The organism is Maribacter spongiicola, assembly GCF_052119685.1.
Classification (GTDB): Bacteria; Bacteroidota; Bacteroidia; order Flavobacteriales; family Flavobacteriaceae; genus Maribacter; species Maribacter spongiicola_A.
In genome coordinates this window covers 554,124-575,908 of sequence record NZ_JBGQOO010000001.1, presented here as the reverse complement: position 1 = coordinate 575,908, position 21,785 = coordinate 554,124, and the positions used below count along the sequence as shown (strand labels likewise).

Genomic DNA, 21,785 nt, shown 5'->3' with positions numbered 1-21,785 from the left:
ATAATGAATATACCAGCTGAATTAAAATATACAAAAGACCACGAATGGGTTAAGATTGAGGGTGATATTGCTATCGTAGGTATTACAGATTTCGCACAAGGTGAATTAGGTGATATTGTTTACGTTGAAGTAGATACCCTAGATGAAACTTTAGATCGTGAAGCTATTTTTGGTACGGTAGAGGCAGTAAAAACTGTTTCTGACTTATTCTCTCCTTTATCTGGCGAAATAGTTGAGTTCAATGAAGCGTTAGAAGATGAGCCAGAAAAAGTAAATTCTGATCCTTATGGAGACGGTTGGATGGTAAAAATAAAATTTAGCGATGCTAGCGAATTAGAAGATTTGTTGAGTGATGCTGCATACAAAGAGATTATTGGTGGTTAAAAACACTATTTACAAAGTACTTTTCATAAGCTGGATGATGTTTGTAACATTTTTCAGCTTAATTTCTTTGTCGGGTGTTGAAACCTCAGGTATTGATATACCGCATATAGACAAAGCGGTTCATTTTACCTTTTATTTCGGTGTAGTGGTGCTCGGGTACTTGGCGCTATCTAGGCGAAATAGTACTATTAAGAGCAGGTCTAAGTTATTGTGGCACATGGTTTTATTTGCCGTATGTTACGGCATAATTATTGAGGTATTACAACATGTGGCAACTACAGATAGGCATGGTGATTCATTAGATGCATTGGCGAATTCTACCGGTGCTCTTGTAGGAATGTTAGCCGTAAGAATTTTATTTTTTCGGATACCTTCATTAAAATGAAAATTTTAGTTGCAATTTTAAGGATTATTTAGTTAAATTAGCAATCACTAAATTGAATATATATGGAACCTAAAAAGAATCCAAAGGCGGATTTAACAAAGAACAGCAGTCTTTATTTCGTTATCGGTTTGTTCGCAGTAATGCTATTTACTTATGTAGCATTTGAGTGGAAAACGTATGATGAAGCAAATGATTATGATATTTCTATGAATGTGGATGATCTTTTAGATGAAGAGGTTCCAATGACCGAACAGATAAAAACTCCACCACCACCACCACCACCAGCTGCACCTGAAATTATTGAGGTTGTTGAAGATGAAGAAGAGGTTGAAGAAACTGTAATTGAGTCTACTGAAACAAGTCAGGAAGAAGAAATCGTTGAGGTTGAAGATATTGCTGTTGACGAAATTGAAGAAGACGTAGATGTACCTTTCGCAGTTATTGAAGATGTGCCGGTTTTTCCAGGTTGTGAGAACGAAAGCGATAAGAGAGCTTGTTTCAATTCAATGATCCAGAAGCATATCGGTAAAAACTTCCGTTACCCAGAAATTGCTCAAGAAATGGGTGTTCAAGGTAGAGTAAGTGTTATGTTCGTTATACAGAAAGATGGTAGTATCGGTAACATTAGAATGCGTGGGCCAGATAAAAATTTAGAAGCTGAAGCTGCTAGAATTATTGGTAAATTACCAAAAATGACTCCTGGTAAGCAGAGAGGTAGAGCGGTACGTGTTCCTTTTAGTATTCCAATTAACTTTAAATTACAATAGTATTTATTTACTGTTTAAATTATATAGAAAAAATCCTGAGCAGATGCTCAGGATTTTTTTTTGCTTTAAACCTACGAGCTCATTTACGCTTGATTTTTTGATTATAACCTTAAAAATGTCTTTTACGGTTATCAGTTTTTTAATTGTTTGCTATTTCTTTCAAATTATTTAGTTCGCATTGTTAAGGCTTAAAATATTCTTTTTCCATTCTATTAGAAATAAAGCTTTAAGGTTGCAGAAATATGGTAGGGGGGTTATCTTTGTAGACCTATTTTAAAAATTATGAAAACGGCTGTTGGTTCGACAAAAAGTAATGCTCTTGCATTAATATTTGCCGATTTTAAGGAGATTACCAAAGCTAGATTGGCTATTAGTGTCGTTTTTTCTTCCATCGCAGGTTATTTTTTAGGTGCTTACGAAATACAATGGTTTCAAGTTTTACTATTGGCTTTTGGTGGGTACTGTATGGTAGGTGCCAGTAATGCATACAATCAGGTTATAGAAAAAGATTTAGATGCGTTAATGAAGCGGACTAAGAATAGACCTATCCCTACTGGTCGTATGTCTGTAAATACAGCAATGATTCTTGCCATTGTACTAACATTGATCGGTATATTTTCTCTATACCTTTTAAACCCTAAAACAGCAATGTTTGGGGCAATTTCTATATTTCTTTACACAAGTGTGTATACCCCTTTAAAAACAATTACTCCATTAGCGGTATTTGTTGGTGCCATACCCGGCGCTATACCTTTTATGTTAGGATGGGTCGCTGCTACTGATGATTTTGGTATTGAGCCTGGCACCTTGTTTATGATTCAATTTTTTTGGCAGTTTCCACATTTTTGGGCACTAGGGTGGATGTTAGATGATGATTATAGAAGCGGCGGATTTAAAATGTTGCCAACTGGTAAGAAAGATGGGGCGACCGTGCTTCAGATAATAATGTATACCATTTGGATGATGGCAGTATCTGTAATTCCTGTTTTTGGTATAACGGGTAGATTGCAACTTTCTATAGTTGCTGCGGTCATTATCTTTTTGATGGGGGCGGTAATGCTTGGTTTTGCTTTTCAGTTATATAGAAAAAGAGATAATGTATCGGCAAGAAAGTTAATGTTGGCAAGTGTTACTTATATTACACTTATGCAAATAGTTTACGTAATAGATAAATTTTTAGCTTAATTATGGATTTAACACAAGGTACGGATCAAGAGAAAAATGCTAGGGCAAAAAAGATGATGCTTTGGTTTGGTATTATTAGCTTACTGATGGGTTTTGCAGGGTGGACGAGTGCTTACATTGTAAGTAGCTCAAGAGAAGACTGGTCTAGCGACATTGCGCTACCAAATTCCTTTTTGTATAGTACAATCGTTATCATTATCAGTAGTCTTAGCTATATGATGGCAAAAAAGGCAATTAGAGAAGGTGAAAATGCTAGCGGTACTACATGGCTGTTGGTAACGTTAGGTTTAGGAGTGCTTTTTATATTTCTGCAATTTTCGGGGTTTTCTCAATTGGTTGCCGAAGGGTACTACTTTACAGGACCAACAAGTAGTATAAAAGTATCCTATGTCTTTTTGATTGCAATGGTGCATGTAGTGCATGTTGTTGCGGGTATGATATCTTTATTGGTGGTGCTGTACAATCAAAACAAAGGAAAATATAGTAAAGAGAACTATTTAGGTGTTACCTTAGGGGCAACATTTTGGCATTTCTTAGATTTATTATGGGTCTATTTGGTGCTATTTATGTTCTTTGTGAAATAAAAAGTGTATCAAAATTAGTTTTGAGTCAAATTGCGTTTTTAAATAGTTCAAAAAAATGTAAATTTGCTAAAGTTTTATTAAAACGATAATTAGTATATGAATTCTACGGTGACTACGGGAACGGAAACAAGCGTATGGGGTGGTGGCAATCAGCCTCTAGGAGCAAGCTACGGCAAATTAATGATGTGGTTTTTCCTTGTATCGGATGCGTTAACTTTCTCTGGATTTTTAGCAGCATACGGCTTTTCAAGATTTAAATTTATTGAAACATGGCCAATAGCGGACGAAGTGTTTACACACGTTCCTTTCTTTCATGGAAATTACCCCATGATTTATGTTGCACTTATGACTTTTGTTTTGATTATGTCATCTGTAACTATGGTGTTAGCAGTTGATGCTGGTCATAAAATGAAACAGAATGCGGTAACATGGTACATGTTCGCTACTGTAATTGGAGGTATAATCTTCGTTGGTTCTCAAGCTTGGGAATGGGGTACTTTTATTAAAGGTGACCATGGTGCTTTAGAAACTAAGGGTGGTAGAATATTACAATTCGTAAAAGCTGATACAGGTGAGAGAGCTTCGTTAGCAGATTTTGCGGCTTCTATACCTGATGAAAGAGTTATACATGAAAGAAAGAACGGACTTTGGTTTTTTCAAGAGCCGACATTAACAAGTGTTTCACTAACAGAGGTTGTTGAAGGGTTTAAAGCTGATTCTAATATTTTGATTAGAACTGAACAAATCAATGAAGAAGGTGAGAAAACACTTTTAGATAGAAAGGCTTCTTTGGCAAAATTGGCAGAAGCAACACAAGTTGTTGAAGGTGCTAACTTGATTCATAATGAATATGGAAGCAGACTTTTTGCTGACTTCTTTTTCTTTATTACAGGTTTTCACGGTTTCCACGTATTCTCGGGTGTAGTAATTAATATTATCATTTTCTTTAATGTTGTTATTGGTACTTATGAGAGAAGAGGCCATTATGAAATGGTAGAGAAAGTCGGATTATACTGGCACTTTGTAGATTTAGTTTGGGTATTCGTATTTACCTTCTTCTACTTAGTATAACCCAATTAAGAGAAAACAGCATTACTGAAAATAGAATTTTAGATTAAAGTAAAATGGCAGACGGACATAAATTAGAAATTTTTAGAGGACTTGTAAAGTTCAAATCTAACACACAGAAAATCTGGGGAGTATTAGCTTTTTTAACCTTGATAACTGCAGTAGAAGTAGTATTAGGTATTATTAAGCCAGCATCTTTGACCGATACTTTTGTATTGGGTATGAAATTGATCAACTGGATTTTCATTATTTTAACTTTGGTTAAAGCGTATTATATTGCTTGGGATTTTATGCACTTACGTGATGAGAAGTCTGCTTTAAGAAGAGCTATAGTATGGACACCAATATTTTTGGTTATCTATCTAGTATTTATTCTTCTTGTAGAGGCAGATTATATCTATAATGTTTATAAAGATGGCTTTGTAAGTTGGAATTTCTAAGTTATAATTAACAGTATTAAAAGACGGTTTTATAACCGTCTTTTTATTTTTGTATAGTTTGTATTTTAATAGTTATTTCTGTTGAGACTTTTAAAAATGTTTCCATAACTAGTCTACTTGATTTATGAAAAAGACCTTCGTACTTGTTGTTTTATTTGTGCTACCTATTGTGGCATATTTATTCTTTGCTTCTGGGGTTACAAATTTTGGTAAGCTGTCTGAACTGACTAAAAATGTTCAAGAATTAGATTTTTCTAATCAAACCAAGTTCAAAGGCAATATTACCGTATTAGGCTTTTTAGGGTCTGATGTGGAAGGTAGAAAAGGAAATGCGTTTAATTTAAATCAAAAGATATATAAACGCTTCTACGAGTTTAAAGACTTCCAATTTGTAATGGTTGTTGCTAATGATACCGAAGGTGAAGTTGAGGCACTTAAAGCAGAACTGGCTACACTAGCAGATAACGATAAATGGAATTTCGTATATGCTAACGATACTCAAATAAAGGATCTTTTTAATAGCTTAAAAACTGATCTGGTATTAGATGAGAATAACAGCACTCCCTATGTTTTTATAATAGATAAGGATCGAACACTTAGAGGTAGGTCAGATGATGAAGATGATGGTACTAAATATGGTTTCAATTCTAATTCTATTTCTGATTTGAATAATAAAATGATAGATGACACAAAAATCGTATTGGCAGAATACAGGCTCGCTTTAAAAAAGAATAATGCTGATCAATCTAAATAATGAATAAAAAATATACATATGTTTGGGTTTCTTTAATTGTTCTAATTTTTGGCATTATTGTAGTACCAAGAATAGTAGAAAGATTGTCTTCGGGATCAGTGGTTGAAAATGACCGTTTAAATGTTTCAGGTAAAAAAGTCGATGATAAACTTGGGTATATTTTATTAGATGGCAAGCGAAGAAAAGTACCTGCTTTTGAATTTATAAATCAAGATAGTGTCGTTGTATCTGATAAAGATTATTTAGGTAAGGTGTATGTGGTAGATTTCTTTTTTACCAGATGCCCAAGTATTTGTCCGGTAATGACAACGAACCTTGTTGACGTACAAAAGCATTTTAACGATGCTGATGATTTTGCAATAGCATCATTTAGTATTACCCCAGATTTTGATACTCCTCAAGTGCTAAGAAGCTATAAAGAGAAATATAAGATTAAAGATGAAAACTGGAATTTAATGACAGGTGATCATGCAGGTGTATATGAATTGGCAAACGCAGGTTTCAATATTTTTGCAGCAGAAATGCCAGATGTTCCTGGTGGCTTTGAACATTCAGGTTTGTTTGCCCTAGTAGATAAAGATGGTTACTTACGTTCAAGAAAAGATGAGTTTGGTAACCCTATAGTATATTACCGAGGAGCTATTCTAGAAGAAAAAGGAGTAAATGATCACGGTGAAACAGAAGAAATAGGGATTCTGAAAATTGATATTAAGAAATTGTTAGAAGAATAAGATATTAGTATGAAAGGGAGCGTAACAGACGAAAAGAAGTTTAATAGAGTAATTGCAATTGTTTCTATTATTATACCAATAGTGGTAGCAATTCTTTTTGGGGTTAAATTACCTAACGTGGAACCCCTTTCATTTTTGCCTCCGATTTATGCTACAATAAATGGAATTACGGCAGTACTATTGTTGGTAGCTGTTTGGGCTATTAAAAATGGCAATCAAAAGTTGCATCAAAATGTGATGACTACGAACATAGCATTGTCATTATTATTTTTAATCATGTATATAGCCTATCACATGACATCAGATACTACGAGTTATGGTGGTGAGGGTGCAATTAGATATGTTTACTATTTTATTTTAATTACTCATATCGTATTGTCTATTGCTTTAATTCCTTTAGTGCTTAGAACATATGCTATGGCATATTTAAAGAAATTTGAAGATCACAGGGCATTGGCAAAATATACTTTTCCTGTATGGTTATATGTTGCCGTTACCGGTGTTGTAGTGTATTTAATGATATCTCCGTACTATGCATACTAAATATGTTTTCTTATTAGTAGTAGTTTTGTTTCTATTGATTCCTTTAGATGCTGAAGCGCAATGCGCAATGTGTAGAGCGGTTTTGGAAAGTGAATCTTCTGGTAAAGCCGCAGAAGGCATTAATAATGGTATCGTTTACCTAATGGCAGTACCATATGTATTGGTTGCAGGTCTCTTCTATTTTATCTACAAAAAGATGAGGGCTTAGGTTTTTTATATTTTTTTATCAAATAGTGTAACAATCTGCCATTTGGTTAGTCTTATGATTGTGTGATACTTGTATTGCATTCATCAATCAATCAAACTAATCAATCAATCATATGTTCGACTTAGAACGTTGGCAAGAAATTTTCGATACTATTCGTAAGAATAAATTACGAACATTTCTTACCGGACTTTCCGTTGCTTCAGGTATTTTTATTCTAGTTATTTTATTGGGTTTTGGTCAAGGCATGCAAAATGGCATAGCCAAAGAGTTCGAACAAGATGCAGCTACTAGTGTTTGGGTGTGGCCAGGTGTTACTACAATAGAATATAAGGGTATGAACCCTGGTAGACCTATTCAATTTCGTAATGAGAATTACGATATGGCGGCTACCTTATTCGAAGACCAAATAGAGAATAAATCTCCAAGATTATTTGTTAGAGATGTATTCGTAAACTACGGTAGTGAGTCTTTAGCTTATAACGTTCAGGGAGTTTCTAATCAGTTTCAATTCATTGAAAATGAGTTTATGACCTTGGGTCGTTTTCTAAATCAGCAAGATGTAGCTTCTAAGGCTAAAGTGGCAATCATCAGTAATAAGATTAATCGTGAAGTATTTGCAGAACTAGAAAGTCCTGTAGGGGAGTTTTTAGACCTGTCTGGCATTCCTTTTAAAATTGTTGGTGTCTATGGTGATATTGGAGGCGAACGTGAAGAAGACCGTATTTATATTCCTGTAAGTACCGCGCAACAGGTTTTTAATGGCGCAGATTACCTAAATAATTTATCCTATACATTACCTGCAGTAGAAGATTTCGAAACTGCCGTGGCGCAATCCATCAAATTTAAACGTGAACTTCAATCATATTTGCAAAAAGCACATACGGTATCACCTGAAGATACAAGTGCAATTCAAGTATATAACCCTATGGAAGAGGCTAAACGCTTCTATTCTTTAATGGGTGGTATTAAATTCTTCTTTTGGTTTGTTGGGGTATGTACTATAATCGCTGGTATTGTTGGGGTAAGTAATATTATGTTGATTGTGGTTAAAGAACGCACGAGAGAAATAGGTATACGAAAAGCACTTGGTGCTAAGCCATGGTCAATTGTGGGTATGATTTTACACGAAGCAATTTTTATAACGGCAATTGCAGGTTTTACGGGGCTCATTTTAAGCATGGGGCTGTTGGAAATTGTGGGTCCGCATGTGGAGGTAGATTATGTATTAAATCCCTCTGTAAATTTCAATGTTGCCTTAACTACTGTATTTGTATTGATTTTCGCAGGAGCTGTTGCGGGATTTTTCCCGGCGTGGCGAGCGGCTAAGATTCATGTAATAGAGGCGTTAAAAGACGAATAGTAAACTAACGAAAAAGTGTAACTAATTAAGATAGTACCATGTTCAATAGAGACCGTTGGAAAGAAATCTTAGAAGTATTGTCTAGCAATGTATTTAGAACATTGGCTACATCTTTTGGGGTGGGTTGGGGTATTTTTATTCTAATTATACTACTTGCTGCAGGTAAAGGTTTAGAAAATGGCATTCGTGCAGATTTTGGCGATATCGCTACCAATACCATGTTCATGTGGTCACGAAATACGACCATGCCATATAAAGGGTTGCCAAAAGGAAGGCGCTTTAGTTTTAAGATAGAAGATGTACAATCTATAAAAGATAATATACCTAATTTAAGATTCATCTCTCCCCGAAATCAATTAGGCGGATTCGGTGGTGGTAATAATGTGGTTCGCGGATTAAAAACTGGAGCTTTCAATGTCTACGGAGATTATCCAGAAATCATACGGCAAGAACCCATGACCATTACTTCTGGTAGGTTTGTAAATCATAATGATATTCAAGATAAAAGAAAAATTGCAGTTATCGGTGTGGGTGTACGAAATGAACTTTATGATAGAGGAGAAAAAGTACTAGGAACCTATATTAAAATTCAGGGAGTCAATTTTATGGTGGTAGGTACATACCAAAAGAAAGATAGTGGTGGTGGAGAAGAAGGTCAGAAAGAAATTTATGTTCCATTTACCGCTTTTTCTCAGGCTTTTAATATGGGTAACGATGTCGGGTGGATGGCGATTACCGCACTAGATGGTAGTTCTATTTCTAATCTCAAAGAAAAAATTGTAAATGTCGTTAAGGAGAATAGAAAAATTCACCCCGATGATAAACGCGCTGTTGGGTATTTTGATTTGTATGAACAGTATAATCGTGTAGAAAGTTTGTTCGGTGCATTACGTTGGGTAGCTTATTTTGTAGGTGTGCTGGTGCTACTATCCGGTATAATTGGAGTCAGTAATATTATGCTGATTGTCATAAAAGAACGAACAAAAGAAATCGGAATTCGTAGGGCTTTGGGCGAAGCGCCATGGTCTATTAAAAAACAAATCTTAATGGAGTCGATTTTCCTAACAATCATATCGGGAATGATTGGCATTGTTTTCGGTGCGGCATTTATATATGGCGTCAATGCCGTGCTCGACTCCGTTGGGCCTGTAGATATGTTTGTAAACCCTAGTGTAAGTTTGGGTGTAGTAGTCAGTGCCCTGGTCATTTTAATATTTTCCGGATTTTTAGCGGGATTCATACCTGCGCAAAGTGCCATCAAAATACGACCAATTGAAGCTTTAAGAACAGAATAATAGTACCATCAAAATATAACCAATCAAAAAATGAAAAAGTCAACAACAATTATCATCCTGCTAACTATAGTACTAGCCTTTGGCGGATCTATGTTCTATTTGTATTCAAAAAATGCAGAAGACCCAGTGGTATACGAAACAGAAGAACCTTCTAAGCAGACCATTATTAAAAAAACTATGGCCACGGGCAGTATTCTTCCGTTAGAAGAAGTACTTATAAAACCGAATATATCGGGAGTGATAGAGAAGATTTTCGTGGAAGGTGGCGACTATGTAAAGTCTGGCGATCTGCTGTGTACTATAAAAGTGGTACCCAATCTAAGTGCCTTAAATGATGCTAGAAATAATATTAATGAAGCAAAAATAAACCTAGATGATCAATTGCGTAATTTAGATCGTCAGAAAGGATTGTTTACCAAAGGGGTAATTTCTAAAGTAGATTTAGAGCGAGCTCAGTTGAGCTATGACCAATCGAAGCAATCTTACGCTGCTGCTAATAAAAGATATGATATTGTAAAAACGGGTACGACCTCTGGTTTTGGTAATGCGGCAAACACACAAATTAGGGCGACAGTGAGTGGTATGGTACTAGAAGTGCCTGTAGAAGTGGGTAATCAGGTAATTGAGAGTAATAACTTTAATGAAGGTACTACCATAGCAGCTATTGCAGATGTTGATAAAATGGTTTTTGAGGGTAAGGTCGATGAATCTGAAGTTGGGAAAATTAAAGAAAATCTACCTTTAGAAATTACTGTAGGTGCCATAGAAGATAAAGTGTTCGATGCTGTATTAGACTATATAGCTCCGAAAGGAAATGAAGAAAATGGTGCAATTCAATTTGAAATCAAGGGCACACTTAAAAAACAAGACTCCGTATTCATTAGAGCCGGTTTAAGTGCAAATGCATCTATAATTTTAGCCCGTGCAGATAGTGTTTTAGCAGTTAAAGAGGCTTTGGTGCAGTTCGATGATAAAACTAAAAAGCCATATGTAGAAATTGCTACTGGCAATCAACAATTTGAAAGAAGAGATATTGAGTTAGGTATTAGCGATGGTATTTATGTTCAAGTAACTTCTGGTATAAAAGAGGGCGAAAAAATTAAGGTTTGGAACGAGGTAAAACCAGACGAGCTTGCCGATAACGAATAAAGTAAAAAAATAATAAAATTCATGTAACAAATTGTACACGGTTTAGTCTAATGGGTAGACAGTGTAAAAATTGTTCAAAATAACAACCAACATGATTGAAATTAAAGATCTTCATAAGTCCTATAAAATGGGCAAAAATTCACTTCACGTTCTTAAAGGAATAAATTTTAATGTGGAAGAAGGCGAATTGGTAGCCATTATGGGCTCTTCTGGTTCGGGTAAATCTACCTTACTGAATATTTTAGGTATGCTAGATGAGTTAGATGAAGGTTCTTATACACTAGACGGAGTGGCTATCAAGAATTTAAATGAAACTAAGGCTGCACAGTATCGCAATAAGTTTTTAGGATTTATTTTTCAATCTTTCAACCTTATCAATTATAAAAGTGCTGCTGAGAATGTTGCATTGCCACTTTACTATCAGAAAGTACCAAGAAAAGAACGTCAAGAAAAGGCTTTAAAATATTTAACACAAGTAGGGTTGAAAGAGTGGGCAAATCATTTGCCTAGTGAACTTTCTGGTGGTCAAAAACAAAGGGTTGCTATAGCAAGGGCTATGGCGGCAGAACCAAAAGTGTTATTGGCAGATGAACCAACAGGGGCATTAGATAGTACAACATCTTATGAGGTAATGGACCTTATTCAAAAAATTAATGATCAGGGTAATACTATTCTCATAGTTACTCACGAACCTGATATTGCAGATATGTGTAAGCGTATTGTGCATTTAAAAGATGGAGTTATTATAGAGGACAAGAAAATTGAACAAGTAAGAGCTTCAAAATATGTTTAGTAGAGATAATTGGAGAGAAATTTTTCAGACTATTCAAAAGAACAAGTTAAGAACATTCTTATCTGGTTTTACGGTAGCTCTGGGAATTTTAATTTTTGTGGTCTTATTTGGTTTTGGAAATGGTCTAATCAATACGTTTCAATTATTTTTTGAAGATGATGCACAAAATATAATTACCTTTTTTCCAGGTCAAACCACTAAACCTTATAAAGGGTATAAATCTGGTCGGCAGATAGAATTTGACAGATCAGATTTAGCTGATATAGAAAAAAACTTTCCAATGTTTTTGGAGTACGTTACCCCAAGAATAGGGCGAACTTACCTTACCAAATATAAAAATGAATCTAACAATTACTCCACACGGGGTGTTGCACCTTCTCATCAGTTTGCTGAGAAAACCATAATCATGAAAGGTAGGTATCTAGACAAATTAGATATTCTAAAAAAAACTAAAACAGCCGTAATTGGTAGGTTAGTTGAAAAAGATTTATTTGGTCAAGAAGATGCAATTGGAAATTATATAGATGTTGGGGGTAGTGTATTCAAAGTTGTTGGGGTTTATCAAGATGATGGTGGTGATGATGAGGAACGAAGAATCTATGTACCCTATACCACACTACAACTGATTGAGAAAAATAATGATAAAGTGGATCAGATAATTGTAGCTTTTAAACCAGAATTGGGCTATTCGGGTGCAATGGCATTAGAAAAAAGTCTTTCTACTTTTTTTAAAGAAAAGAAATATATAAACCCGAATGATCAAAACGGTATTTTTATACGAAACGTTGCTGAAGGCTTAAAGCAGACCCAACAATTGGCAAGGGTTCTACAATTGATAGTTGCATTTGTGGCATTTGGGACTATTATAGCAGGTATCATTGGTATTAGTAACATTATGGTTTTTGTGGTAAAAGAACGAACCAAAGAATTGGGAATTAGAAAAGCACTTGGGGCAACACCAAAATCTGTAATTAGTACTATACTTTTAGAATCTATATTTATAACCACCATCTCTGGTGTTTTAGGAATGTTGATTGGTATCGCAATTTTGGGTTCCTTAGATAAAACTTTAGAAGACTTTTTTATTACCGATCCATATATAGATATGCCGGTAGCAATCTTTGCAACCCTTGTACTGATTATTTTTGGTGGTGTGGCAGGTTATATTCCTGCAAAGAGAGCAGCACGTATTAAACCTATTGTAGCACTAAGAGACGAATAATATGGGATTTTTATTTGATAGAAATACATGGCAAGAGATTTTTGGTTCTATTAGCAAGAATAGAACTAGAACGATCATTACCATAATTGGTGTTCTTTGGGGAATATTTATATACATAGCGCTTTCTGGTGCTGCCAAAGGGCTAGATAACGGGTTTGATAAAGTTTTTAAAACAGTAGCTGTTAATAGTATGTTCGTTTGGGCTCAAAGTACTAGTATGCCGTATGATGGTTTTAAAACAGGTAGACCGCTTCAACTAAAATTAGAAGATGTACAAACCATACAAAATAGAATACCCGAAGTTCAATATATAGCGCCAAGAATTACACAGGGCGATTTTGGTTCAGAACCAGTATATACTGTTCGTGGACAGAAATCTGGTAGTTATATTTTAAATGGCGATTATCCTATTTATACCAAAATATCTACTAAGAAAATTTATGATGGTGGTAGGTTTATTAATCAAGAAGATATTGATCAATCTAGAAAAGTAATTGTAATAGGTGAACGTGTTGAGCAAGAACTATATACGAAAGACGAAGATCCTGTGGGCACTTGGATCAGAGTTGGTAGTGTTTATTTTCAGGTAATCGGTGTTCATAAACTTGCACAAGGGGTCAGTTTTGATTCTGATACGGCTATGTTTATTCCTTTTACAACTTATCAAAAATTATATAATTCTGGTGATAATATTGGGTACATGTGTATTGCTGCGTATGATAATGTAGATGTAGTGCAAGTAGAAAAAGATATTAAGACATTGCTTAAAAATTTACATAGAGTAGATCCCGAAGATGAACGCGCATTTGGTTCATTTAATTTAGGTGAAGTGTTTTCTAAAACAATGGGTTTCGCCGACGGACTTACATTTATGTCTCTTGTAGTAGGTATTGCTACAATTTTAGCTGGTGTAATTGGTATAGGTAACATCTTACTCATTTCAGTAAAAGAACGTACCAAAGAATTAGGGGTAAGACGAGCTCTTGGTGCAACACCCGCTGAAGTTAGAAATCAGATAGTAATGGAGTCGGTCTTTTTAACACTTATTGCCGGTATACTTGGTATCATTTTAGGCGCAGGAGTTTTAGCACTCATAAATTCATTTACGAAAGACATCGATTTTCCATATACTAACCCTACCGTACCCATACCTTATGTTATAGGGGCATTAGTTATTATGGTTGTATTGGGTACTTTAATCGGATTGATTCCTGCACAAAGGGCAGTTAGTATACGACCTATTGAAGCTTTGAGAGAAGAATAATTAAGAACAATAACCAAATATTAAACGATAAACAACTATTAAAATGAACAAATTTGTAAAATATGCATTAATAGCTCTAGTAGTTCTTGGGGCTTTGTGGGCTGCAGTATTTTTTATTAAAAGTAACAGCAAATCATCAATTACCTATGAAACATCCAATCCTTTCATTTCTAATATTGAGAAAAAGACTGTTGCTACAGGTAAGTTAATACCTGAAGATGAAATTGAGATTAAACCGCAAATATCAGGAATTATTGAAAAAATTTATCTTGAAGAAGGGGTAGAAGTTAAAGCTGGCGATTTAATTGCAGTGATAAAGGTTGTTCCGAACGAGCAAACATTAAATCAAGCAAAAGGTAGAGTGAATAGCGCCAACATATCTCTTAGTAATGTTAAAATAGAATTTGATAGAAACAAGACCCTTTTTGATAAAGGAGTTATTTCTAGTCAAAACTTTAATGATTTAAAGTTGCGTTTCGATCAGGCACAGCAAGAACTACAAAATGCACAAGCAGATTATCAAATTGTTAGAGTAGGTTCTGCAGGTGGTTCTACAAGTGCAAATACCAATATTAGGGCTACAGTTGATGGAACTATTCTTGAAATTCCTGTAGAAGTAGGTGATCAGGTAATTCAAAGTAACACCTTTAATGATGGTACTACAATTGCTACCATTGCAGATTTGAGTAAAATGATATTTGAAGGTAAAGTAGATGAGGGCGAGGTAGGAAAATTAAAAGTAGGCGCACCTTTGAAAATAAATTTAGGCGCCATTGAAGGCAAAGAATTAAATGCAAAATTAAGATTTATAGCCCCTAAAGGTGTTGAAGAAACTGGTGCTGTTCAATTCAAAATTGAAGGTGATGTAGAGAATAGCGAAGATATTTTTATTCGTGCAGGTTATAGCGCCAATGCTTCTTTAGTTTTAGAAAAGAAAGATAGTGTTCTTGTTATCTCAGAAGCCTTATTGCAGTTTGATAGACAAACCGATAAGCCTTATGTTGAAATAGCAGTAGGGTCTGTGGAAGATCAAAAATTTGAACGTAAGGATATTGAAATAGGAATTTCTGACGGAATTAATGTGGAGATTATTTCTGGCTTGACAAAAGAGGATAATGTTAAACAATGGAATAAAACTGAGCCTGTTAAAAAAGGAGAAGATGAAGGCGAAGAAAAAGAATCAGTAGAGTAAAAAGTCAATCAAATTACAAATCAAAACAATCAAAAAATGAAATTTAAAATAACCGTCTTTGCGTTTTTGTTCGGCATGGTAATTACCATGGCACAGCAAAAAAAATGGACTCTAGAGGAATGTGTGTTCTATGCCGTAGAAAATAATCTAACAGTGGCGCAAGCTGAATTAAATTTAGAAAACGCAAGAATCGACCAGTCAGATGCCATGGGAGCTTTGCTGCCAAGTTTAAATGGTTCATTAAGCGCTTCGGCCAATACTGGTCTTGCTTTAGACCCAACTACAAATAACTTAGTTTCTGCGACGATTTTTTCTGCTTCTGGTAGTATGACCTCATCTGTAACGTTATTTGATGGTCTTAGAAATTATAACCGAATAGAAAGAGCTAAACTCAATGTTATTCGTGGCCAATATCAATTAGATGATTTTAAAGATGATATAAAATTAAGTGTAGCCAATGCCTATCTTCAGGTGCTGTCAAATAAAGAATCTCTTAAGGTTTTTAGAGCACAGAATGAAGTAACAACACAAGATTTAAAACGGACGAAAGAGTTAGTTGATTCTGGTGTAGTGCCCCGTGGTGACTTATTGAACATTGAAGCTACCGTAGCAGGTCAAGAACAACAAATTGTAAATGCAGAGAGTCTTATATTAATATCTAGGATAAGTTTAGCACAAATGTTAGGCATTACAGATTATGAGAATTTTGATATTGCAGAAGATGAATTTGAAATTCCACCCTCAGATATTTTAAACAATTCTGCTAAGGTTATTTTTGATAAAGCGTTAACTTTTAGAAATGATATAAAATTTGCACTTTCAGGTGTTGAGTTGGCCGAGAAAGACTTGGAAATTTCTAAAGGAGCAAAGTACCCAACCGTAGGCGCTTTTATCAACTATAATACAAGGTACTCTGATCAAAATATAGATCGTATAACAGGTGTGCGAATTCCTCTTAGTGATCAATTATACCTAAATGATGGTATTTCTTATGGTGCGCAAATGAACGTTCCTATTTTTAATGGGTGGAGTGTAAGAAATAATATAAAAAGGTCTAAAATCAGTGTTGATCAAGCTAGAATTTCTTATGAAAGAACAATGTTAGAATTGGAGACAGATGTGAATCAGGCCTATGTAAATGTCACCAGCTTTTATAAAGCATATGAAGCTGCAGAAAAAACTTTGGAAGCTAGGCGTTTGGCTTATCAATATTCTAAAGAGCGCTTTGATGTTGGTTTAATGAATTCATTTGATTTTAGCCAAGAACAATCTAGGGTTGATAATGCCGAGGCGGATGTTGTAAGAACAAAATATGATTATATATTTAGATTGAAAATACTGGAATTTTATTTTGGGATTCCTATTTCTTTGCAATAGATAAAAAACTTAATTATAAAGGCCTGTAACATTTTTATGTGTATAGGCTTTTTCATTTTATAGTAAGTAATACCTTTGCAATATGGGTGTACTATTAAATCTAGAAACCTCATCAACAAATTGTTCGGTGTGTGTTGCTAAAGACGGCGAAATTCTATCAATTAGAGAGTTGAATTCGGCTAACTATTCGCATGCGGAAAAATTGCATGTGTTCATTGAGGAAGTGATGACAGAAGCTTCTTTAAAAATGGAAGATTTAGAAGCTGTGGCGGTCAGTAAAGGTCCGGGTTCTTATACTGGGCTTCGAATTGGTGTTTCGGCGGCAAAAGGTTTGTGCTATGCATTAGACATCCCGTTGATATCTGTTTCCACATTGAAAAGTATGGCATCCCAAGTTAAAATTAAGAATAACGAAGTATTGATACCTGTTCTAGACGCTAGACGTATGGAAGTGTATTCGTCAGTTTTTGATGCTGAACTTAATGAAGTAAGAGAAACAAAAGCTGAAATTATTGATGAGCAATCTTTTCAAGAGTATATCAAATCAAAACATGTTTACTTTTTAGGTAGCGGTGCAGAGAAGATTAAAGAATTATTTTCATTAGACACAATAACCTATCATTGTGAAGTAGTGCCATCAGCAAAAGAAATGGCTTCTATTTCAGCGGATAAATTTAGAGTGGCTGATTTTGAAGATGTGGCTTATTTTGAGCCGTATTATTTGAAAGATTTTGTGTTACAGACTAAGAAGTCAAAAGCATAAAATTGATGTAAATTGAAAAAGCCCTTGAGTTATCAAGGGCTTTTTATATGCTATAAATCGAAAATTAATTTTTCATTTGTGTAACCACTCTTTGTGGGAACGGTATTTCAATACCTACTGCATCAAACCTGTATTTAATTTCTTCCATCACATAGAAATGTGCCGCCCAAAAATCACCATTATTTGCCCAAAAACGAAGGGTTAGGTTTACTGAACTGTCCCCTAATTCACCAACATATACTTCAGGAGCTGGTGTTTTATGAATTGTTTCGCGATCATTACATATTGCTAAAAGAATTTCTTTTGCTTCTTTAATATTAGAGTTGTAACCGATGCCTACATCAATTTTGTCTCTTCTCGTATCTTGAGCATTATAGTTCGTAATCGTATTATTAGAAAGTTGACCATTTGGTATTATTGCTAGTTGATTACCGAATGTAGTTAGCTTTGTAGTGAAAATCGAAATTTCTTTTACTGTTCCATCAACACCTTGAGCAGAAATAAAATCGCCTATTTTAAAGGGTTTGAATAATAGTATAAGAACGCCCCCGGCAAAATTAGCAAGAGAGCCTTGTAGAGCCAAACCAATGGCCAAACCTGCAGAAGCTAAAATCGCAACTAAAGAACTTGTTTGAACCCCTAATTGGGTAATCACCAATATGAAAAGTATTATTTTTAAAGCTATACTGATAAAGCTTTGTAAAAATGTTTCTAGCGCTAAATCGTAATCTTTATTTGCGAAAAATTTACGTATCATTTTATTTATGAAACGTATGACATAGGTACCTGCTATTAATAGAAATATGGCCCATAATATACTAGGTAGTACATCCCAAAGCCAAGCTATAGCATTATCTGCATGTTCTTGCAGGTTCATTATTTTATCCAACATAATTTGTATTTTTTAAAACAGCCAACTTAACTAATAGCCTATATGCTGTAAAAATTAAGAGGCTAAACAATCGTTAAATAATCGGTGAAACAAGGTCTAAAGCTTTATTAGGTTCTTCAACCGGCATTTGACAGCTCCCGTGATTACAAACATAGATGAGCGTCTTGTTCATTACATACCTATTCATCAATAAAGGTAAGTTACTAGTTTTAGCATTTGATGCAGCAAATATAACATTTGGAAGATAGTTCTTCATTAGCGTTTTGCATATGGGTTTAAAATTTTCACCGATAGAGACCACTTCGAAGAATTTTTGATCCATTAGTAGCGAAAGATGAAGCCAGTTGGTATGATTTTGAGGATTTTTAATGATGGATGGTTTCATGGTTTTCATCATTTTGTTCAATCGAACTTCGAAATTATCTTCTGGATAATATTTAGATAGTTTATGAAGATTATGAGCCATTATCGAATTAGAAGCCGGAATTACATTATCGGCAATTTCTAATGTTTTTCTAATAAGACCATCTTCATTATTAGAGGTGAAAAAGAATAGTCCGGTTTCGGTATCTGAGAAATGTTCGATAACATAATTGGCTAATTGTAAACTATGATCAAGCCATTGTTCATCAAAAGATATCTCATAAAGTCCTAAAAATGCATCAATAATCGAGGCATAATCCTCTAAAAAACCGTGAATTGTGCATTTACCATTTTTATAGTTGCGAAATAGACCGCCATCTTCGGCAATCATATGCTCTAGAATGAAATTAGCGTTGTTTAGAGCTAATTCTAAATAGGTGTCATTCTCTAAATATTTATAGGCACCAGTAAGTCCTTTTAACGCCAAACCGTTCCATGACGTTAGTATTTTGTCGTCTAATCTTGGTTTGTTTCTTTTCTCTCTCTCATCTTTCAATAAAGAAAGACATTTAGAGATTATTTGCTGTAACTCCAATTTTGTAATAGAATGATTCATGGCAATGTCTAATGCGTCAGAATCTCTTATTAGAACATAATTATCTTCTTCCCAATACCCATAAGAGTTAATGCTGAAGTAATCTCTAAAAATCGGGTAATCGTCTTTTAACAATTGCTTTAGCTGAACTTCTTGCCAAACATAAAAGGCACCTTCTACTAACTTGTTATCATTTGTTAAACTATCTGCATCTAAAGAAGAATAGAATCCGTTGCTTTTATCTAAGAGCTCTTCTTGAAGAAATCTTATACTTTTCTCAACAACATTCTTGTAAAGTTCATTTTTTGTAGCAGCATAAGCATTAGCATATAAACTAATTAATAACCCATTGTCATAGAGCATTTTTTCGAAATGGGGTACATGCCATTTCGTGTCTACAGAATATCTAGAAAAACCGCCACCGACATGATCAAATATGCCTCCCCACGCCATTCTTTTTAATGTTGTATTTACATATTCTGCTACGGAATTATCTTTTTTGGTATGAGAATAATGTAATAGGAAGTTAAGGTTTGTGGGCATCATAAATTTTGGTGCGCGCTTATATCCTCCTAAAAAAGTATCAAAATATTTGGTCCAATCATTGACCATTAGCTCAATTTCAGAGACTTGTATGTATTCTTGATTATCCCTTGAATTTACAGCATTAATTTCTTTTAAGCCGTTTGCCATATTTTCTGCATAACCAATAATCTTGTTAGGGTCAGCTACATAAAGTTGTTGAAGTTGATTTAAAACTTGTATCCATTCTTGTTTTTTAACGAAGGTTGCACCCCAGAAAGGTCTGCCGTCGGGCAAAGCAAGAATATTTAATGGCCAGCCACCACTGCCTGTCATCATTTGTAGGGCATCCATATAAATATGATCAATATCTGGTCGCTCTTCCCTGTCCACTTTAATATTTACAAAATGGGCGTTCATAGTTTCGGCGACTTCTTCATCTTCAAAACACTCATGCTCCATAACATGGCACCAATGACAAGCAGCATACCCGATACTTATGAGTATTAGCTTTTTCTCGTCTTTTGCTTGTTGTAAAACTTCGTCATGCCAAGCTTCCCAATGTACTGGGTTGTGTGCATGTTGTAGTAAATAGGGACTACTTTCTTTAATTAGATTATTAGTGTGCTTTTGTGGGGTTGACATCGAATGTTTTTAGTTTTAAGTACAAAAAAAAGCGCCTTAATGGCGCTTTTAATCTTTTAGGTGATGGTTATTTCACTTCGAAAGTGATTTTCACGTTCACTCTATAATTCTTGATTTTTCCATCTTCAACGGTAGCACTTTGCTCGTTGATATAAACCGACTTAATATTTTTCACTGATTTAGATGCTTCAGAAACTGCTTTTTTAGCTGCGTCTTCCCATCCGTTGTCAGAATTTGCTAATATTTCGATTACTTTTAAAACTGCCATAATTAATGATTTTTAGATTTACCGTAAGTTACAAAAATTGGAGGCAAACTTTAATTCATTTCAATTATTAATTAACCGTTTAGCGCGACTACTTCATTTACTTTATCTCCCATCATATTTTTCAGCATCGTTTCAATACCGTTTTTCAAAGTAAAAGTTGATGATGGGCAACCACTACAAGCCCCTTGTAAAATAACATTTACAGTTTTGCTTTCTGCATCGTATGATTGAAACATGATATTACCTCCATCGCTAGCCACTGCAGGTTTTACATATTCTTCTAAAATATCAACTATTTCTTGAGAGGTTTCATCAAGCGCTATTATGCTCTCTGCCGATACAGTTTCAGAAACTTGCGCTTCTGCGCCTATTGCTTTTGCATTGTCAGCAACAATCTGCTTGCCATCTGCGATGAAATTTCTGATTACTTCGCGTAATTCAATATTGATATCTTCCCAGTCGGCAACTTCATATTTAGATACAGAAACGTAGTTTTCGTCTATAAATACTTGTTTTACGAACGGAAACTGAAATAGCTCCATCGCCAGTTTAGAATCTCTTGCCTCATCAATATTTTTAAACTCGAAGGCAGATGCTACGATTTTCTTGCTGGCAACAAATTTCATGGTAGATGGGTTCGGTGTAACCTCTGCGTAAACTGTTACAGGTACAGGCTTATCCATGTCTTCTTCTATAACGATAGGCTCCCCTGAATTTAAATACTCAACTAGTTGCTGTGCCACCTCATCTTTCACATCTTCCCACTGAACTATGTCATAACGTTCTAGTCCGATAAAATCACCAGAAATATATACCGTTTTGATAAAAGGTAGGTAGAATAATTGCTGTGCTAAAGGTGAGCTTTTAGCTTCGTCAATATTCTTGAATTCGTAATTTTTTCGTTGAACTAATATGTGGTTAGTTTCGAACTTTAATATATTTGGGTTATTGGTCTTAACGACCGTAATTGAATACTCTTTCATTGTTCAAAAATTTTAAGCAAAAATACAAAGGAAATCTTAGTTTGCACCTACAT

General features: G+C 34.7%; 24 protein-coding genes. 20 read left to right on the top strand and 4 right to left on the bottom strand.

Annotation, left to right across the window (positions count from 1 at the left end; genetic code table 11):
- The first annotated feature begins 3 nt into the window (after nt 1-3).
- The 20 genes from gcvH to tsaB all read left to right on the top strand — a co-directional run bounded on the left by gcvH (nt 4) and on the right by tsaB (nt 17,464).
- A complete protein-coding gene (gene gcvH, locus ACEN2N_RS02490; RefSeq protein WP_441822830.1) occupies nt 4-384 on the top strand; it encodes a glycine cleavage system protein GcvH in 381 nt (126 codons plus the stop codon).
- A complete protein-coding gene (locus ACEN2N_RS02485; RefSeq protein ID WP_441822829.1) occupies nt 353-769 on the top strand; it encodes a VanZ family protein in 417 nt (138 codons plus the stop codon). Before gcvH ends, ACEN2N_RS02485 begins: the two co-directional genes overlap by 32 nt.
- Nucleotides 770-831: 62 nt before the next feature.
- Complete coding sequence (locus ACEN2N_RS02480; RefSeq protein ID WP_441822828.1) at nt 832-1,536, top strand: energy transducer TonB; 705 nt, start codon at nt 832-834, stop codon at nt 1,534-1,536.
- A 282-nt stretch (nt 1,537-1,818) separates the two neighbouring features.
- Entirely contained in the window at nt 1,819-2,721 is a 903-nt protein-coding gene (cyoE, locus tag ACEN2N_RS02475; RefSeq protein ID WP_423997749.1) for a heme o synthase, read from the top strand.
- A 2-nt stretch (nt 2,722-2,723) separates the two neighbouring features.
- The gene (locus ACEN2N_RS02470) at nt 2,724-3,305 is read left to right on the top strand and encodes a cytochrome c oxidase subunit 3 (RefSeq protein ID WP_441822827.1); all 582 of its coding nucleotides are present in this window, start codon (nt 2,724-2,726) and stop codon (nt 3,303-3,305) included.
- Nucleotides 3,306-3,401: 96 nt separating this feature from the next.
- A complete protein-coding gene (locus tag ACEN2N_RS02465; RefSeq protein ID WP_441822826.1) occupies nt 3,402-4,376 on the top strand; it encodes a cytochrome c oxidase subunit 3 in 975 nt (324 codons plus the stop codon).
- Between the two features lie 53 nt (nt 4,377-4,429).
- A complete protein-coding gene (locus ACEN2N_RS02460; RefSeq protein ID WP_423997756.1) occupies nt 4,430-4,813 on the top strand; it encodes a cytochrome C oxidase subunit IV family protein in 384 nt (127 codons plus the stop codon).
- Nucleotides 4,814-4,937: 124 nt separating this feature from the next.
- A complete protein-coding gene (locus ACEN2N_RS02455) occupies nt 4,938-5,567 on the top strand; it encodes a hypothetical protein (protein ID WP_423997758.1) in 630 nt (209 codons plus the stop codon).
- Nucleotides 5,567-6,298 carry an SCO family protein gene (locus ACEN2N_RS02450; protein ID WP_441822825.1) on the top strand — a complete coding sequence of 244 codons (732 nt, stop codon included), beginning with the start codon at nt 5,567-5,569 and terminating at the stop codon, nt 6,296-6,298. The genes ACEN2N_RS02455 and ACEN2N_RS02450 overlap by 1 nt, the downstream gene beginning before the upstream one ends.
- Before the next feature lie 9 nt (nt 6,299-6,307).
- Complete coding sequence (locus ACEN2N_RS02445; RefSeq protein WP_441822824.1) at nt 6,308-6,841, top strand: DUF420 domain-containing protein; 534 nt, start codon at nt 6,308-6,310, stop codon at nt 6,839-6,841.
- The gene (locus tag ACEN2N_RS02440) at nt 6,831-7,049 is read left to right on the top strand and encodes a hypothetical protein (protein ID WP_441822823.1); all 219 of its coding nucleotides are present in this window, start codon (nt 6,831-6,833) and stop codon (nt 7,047-7,049) included. The genes ACEN2N_RS02445 and ACEN2N_RS02440 overlap by 11 nt, the downstream gene beginning before the upstream one ends.
- Before the next feature lie 112 nt (nt 7,050-7,161).
- On the top strand, nt 7,162-8,409 hold the full coding sequence (locus tag ACEN2N_RS02435) for an ABC transporter permease (RefSeq protein ID WP_441822822.1): 1,248 nt from the start codon (nt 7,162-7,164) through the stop codon (nt 8,407-8,409).
- A gap of 38 nt (nt 8,410-8,447) precedes the next feature.
- Nucleotides 8,448-9,704: an ABC transporter permease gene (locus ACEN2N_RS02430; RefSeq protein WP_441822821.1), complete on the top strand. Its 1,257-nt coding sequence runs from the start codon at nt 8,448-8,450 to the stop codon at nt 9,702-9,704.
- Nucleotides 9,705-9,734: 30 nt separating this feature from the next.
- Nucleotides 9,735-10,853 (top strand): efflux RND transporter periplasmic adaptor subunit, encoded by a 1,119-nt coding sequence (locus ACEN2N_RS02425; RefSeq protein WP_441822820.1) that lies wholly within the window; start codon nt 9,735-9,737, stop codon nt 10,851-10,853.
- 91 nt (nt 10,854-10,944) lie between these two features.
- Complete coding sequence (locus tag ACEN2N_RS02420; RefSeq protein WP_423997772.1) at nt 10,945-11,646, top strand: ABC transporter ATP-binding protein; 702 nt, start codon at nt 10,945-10,947, stop codon at nt 11,644-11,646.
- Entirely contained in the window at nt 11,639-12,868 is a 1,230-nt protein-coding gene (locus ACEN2N_RS02415; protein ID WP_441822819.1) for an ABC transporter permease, read from the top strand. Before ACEN2N_RS02420 ends, ACEN2N_RS02415 begins: the two co-directional genes overlap by 8 nt.
- Before the next feature lies 1 nt (nt 12,869).
- Nucleotides 12,870-14,132: an ABC transporter permease gene (locus ACEN2N_RS02410; RefSeq protein WP_441822818.1), complete on the top strand. Its 1,263-nt coding sequence runs from the start codon at nt 12,870-12,872 to the stop codon at nt 14,130-14,132.
- Nucleotides 14,133-14,175: 43 nt separating this feature from the next.
- Nucleotides 14,176-15,324: an efflux RND transporter periplasmic adaptor subunit gene (locus ACEN2N_RS02405; protein WP_441822817.1), complete on the top strand. Its 1,149-nt coding sequence runs from the start codon at nt 14,176-14,178 to the stop codon at nt 15,322-15,324.
- Between the two features lie 36 nt (nt 15,325-15,360).
- Nucleotides 15,361-16,701 (top strand): TolC family protein, encoded by a 1,341-nt coding sequence (locus ACEN2N_RS02400; RefSeq protein WP_441822816.1) that lies wholly within the window; start codon nt 15,361-15,363, stop codon nt 16,699-16,701.
- 82 nt (nt 16,702-16,783) lie between these two features.
- Nucleotides 16,784-17,464 (top strand): tRNA (adenosine(37)-N6)-threonylcarbamoyltransferase complex dimerization subunit type 1 TsaB, encoded by a 681-nt coding sequence (tsaB, locus tag ACEN2N_RS02395; protein ID WP_441822815.1) that lies wholly within the window; start codon nt 16,784-16,786, stop codon nt 17,462-17,464.
- A 64-nt stretch (nt 17,465-17,528) separates the two neighbouring features.
- On the opposite strand, the gene ACEN2N_RS02390 is transcribed toward tsaB, so the two are convergent.
- The 4 genes from ACEN2N_RS02390 to ACEN2N_RS02375 form a co-directional block, all read right to left on the bottom strand.
- Nucleotides 17,529-18,356 carry a mechanosensitive ion channel family protein gene (locus ACEN2N_RS02390; protein ID WP_441822814.1) on the bottom strand — a complete coding sequence of 276 codons (828 nt, stop codon included), beginning with the start codon at nt 18,354-18,356 and terminating at the stop codon, nt 17,529-17,531.
- A gap of 73 nt (nt 18,357-18,429) precedes the next feature.
- Nucleotides 18,430-20,481, bottom strand: a complete 2,052-nt coding sequence (locus ACEN2N_RS02385; RefSeq protein WP_441822813.1) for a thioredoxin domain-containing protein — start codon at nt 20,479-20,481, stop codon at nt 18,430-18,432.
- A gap of 67 nt (nt 20,482-20,548) precedes the next feature.
- Nucleotides 20,549-20,749, bottom strand: a complete 201-nt coding sequence (locus ACEN2N_RS02380) for a dodecin family protein (protein WP_027064938.1) — start codon at nt 20,747-20,749, stop codon at nt 20,549-20,551.
- 71 nt (nt 20,750-20,820) lie between these two features.
- Nucleotides 20,821-21,732, bottom strand: a complete 912-nt coding sequence (locus ACEN2N_RS02375; protein WP_441822812.1) for a NifU family protein — start codon at nt 21,730-21,732, stop codon at nt 20,821-20,823.
- Between the last annotated feature and the right edge of the window lie 53 nt (nt 21,733-21,785).

Excerpts from the sequence above, each read along its gene's own strand:
- ACEN2N_RS02485 (WP_441822829.1), top strand. The coding sequence starts at position 353 with ATGCTGCATACAAAGAGATTATTGGTGGTTAAAAACACTATTTACAAA.
- ACEN2N_RS02480 (WP_441822828.1), top strand. The coding sequence starts at position 832 with ATGGAACCTAAAAAGAATCCAAAGGCGGATTTAACAAAGAACAGCAGT.
- ACEN2N_RS02385 (WP_441822813.1), bottom strand. The coding sequence starts at position 20,481 with ATGTCAACCCCACAAAAGCACACTAATAATCTAATTAAAGAAAGTAGT.
- ACEN2N_RS02440 (WP_441822823.1), top strand. The coding sequence starts at position 6,831 with ATGCATACTAAATATGTTTTCTTATTAGTAGTAGTTTTGTTTCTATTG.
- ACEN2N_RS02470 (WP_441822827.1), top strand. The coding sequence starts at position 2,724 with ATGGATTTAACACAAGGTACGGATCAAGAGAAAAATGCTAGGGCAAAA.
- ACEN2N_RS02425 (WP_441822820.1), top strand. The coding sequence starts at position 9,735 with ATGAAAAAGTCAACAACAATTATCATCCTGCTAACTATAGTACTAGCC.
- ACEN2N_RS02400 (WP_441822816.1), top strand. The coding sequence starts at position 15,361 with ATGAAATTTAAAATAACCGTCTTTGCGTTTTTGTTCGGCATGGTAATT.
- ACEN2N_RS02445 (WP_441822824.1), top strand. The coding sequence starts at position 6,308 with ATGAAAGGGAGCGTAACAGACGAAAAGAAGTTTAATAGAGTAATTGCA.
- ACEN2N_RS02405 (WP_441822817.1), top strand. The coding sequence starts at position 14,176 with ATGAACAAATTTGTAAAATATGCATTAATAGCTCTAGTAGTTCTTGGG.
- ACEN2N_RS02420 (WP_423997772.1), top strand. The coding sequence starts at position 10,945 with ATGATTGAAATTAAAGATCTTCATAAGTCCTATAAAATGGGCAAAAAT.
- cyoE (WP_423997749.1), top strand. The coding sequence starts at position 1,819 with ATGAAAACGGCTGTTGGTTCGACAAAAAGTAATGCTCTTGCATTAATA.
- tsaB (WP_441822815.1), top strand. The coding sequence starts at position 16,784 with ATGGGTGTACTATTAAATCTAGAAACCTCATCAACAAATTGTTCGGTG.
- ACEN2N_RS02390 (WP_441822814.1), bottom strand. The coding sequence starts at position 18,356 with ATGTTGGATAAAATAATGAACCTGCAAGAACATGCAGATAATGCTATA.
- ACEN2N_RS02380 (WP_027064938.1), bottom strand. The coding sequence starts at position 20,749 with ATGGCAGTTTTAAAAGTAATCGAAATATTAGCAAATTCTGACAACGGA.
- ACEN2N_RS02435 (WP_441822822.1), top strand. The coding sequence starts at position 7,162 with ATGTTCGACTTAGAACGTTGGCAAGAAATTTTCGATACTATTCGTAAG.
- ACEN2N_RS02455 (WP_423997758.1), top strand. The coding sequence starts at position 4,938 with ATGAAAAAGACCTTCGTACTTGTTGTTTTATTTGTGCTACCTATTGTG.
- ACEN2N_RS02375 (WP_441822812.1), bottom strand. The coding sequence starts at position 21,732 with ATGAAAGAGTATTCAATTACGGTCGTTAAGACCAATAACCCAAATATA.
- ACEN2N_RS02430 (WP_441822821.1), top strand. The coding sequence starts at position 8,448 with ATGTTCAATAGAGACCGTTGGAAAGAAATCTTAGAAGTATTGTCTAGC.
- ACEN2N_RS02465 (WP_441822826.1), top strand. The coding sequence starts at position 3,402 with ATGAATTCTACGGTGACTACGGGAACGGAAACAAGCGTATGGGGTGGT.
- ACEN2N_RS02460 (WP_423997756.1), top strand. The coding sequence starts at position 4,430 with ATGGCAGACGGACATAAATTAGAAATTTTTAGAGGACTTGTAAAGTTC.
- ACEN2N_RS02410 (WP_441822818.1), top strand. The coding sequence starts at position 12,870 with ATGGGATTTTTATTTGATAGAAATACATGGCAAGAGATTTTTGGTTCT.
- ACEN2N_RS02415 (WP_441822819.1), top strand. The coding sequence starts at position 11,639 with ATGTTTAGTAGAGATAATTGGAGAGAAATTTTTCAGACTATTCAAAAG.
- ACEN2N_RS02450 (WP_441822825.1), top strand. The coding sequence starts at position 5,567 with ATGAATAAAAAATATACATATGTTTGGGTTTCTTTAATTGTTCTAATT.
- gcvH (WP_441822830.1), top strand. The coding sequence starts at position 4 with ATGAATATACCAGCTGAATTAAAATATACAAAAGACCACGAATGGGTT.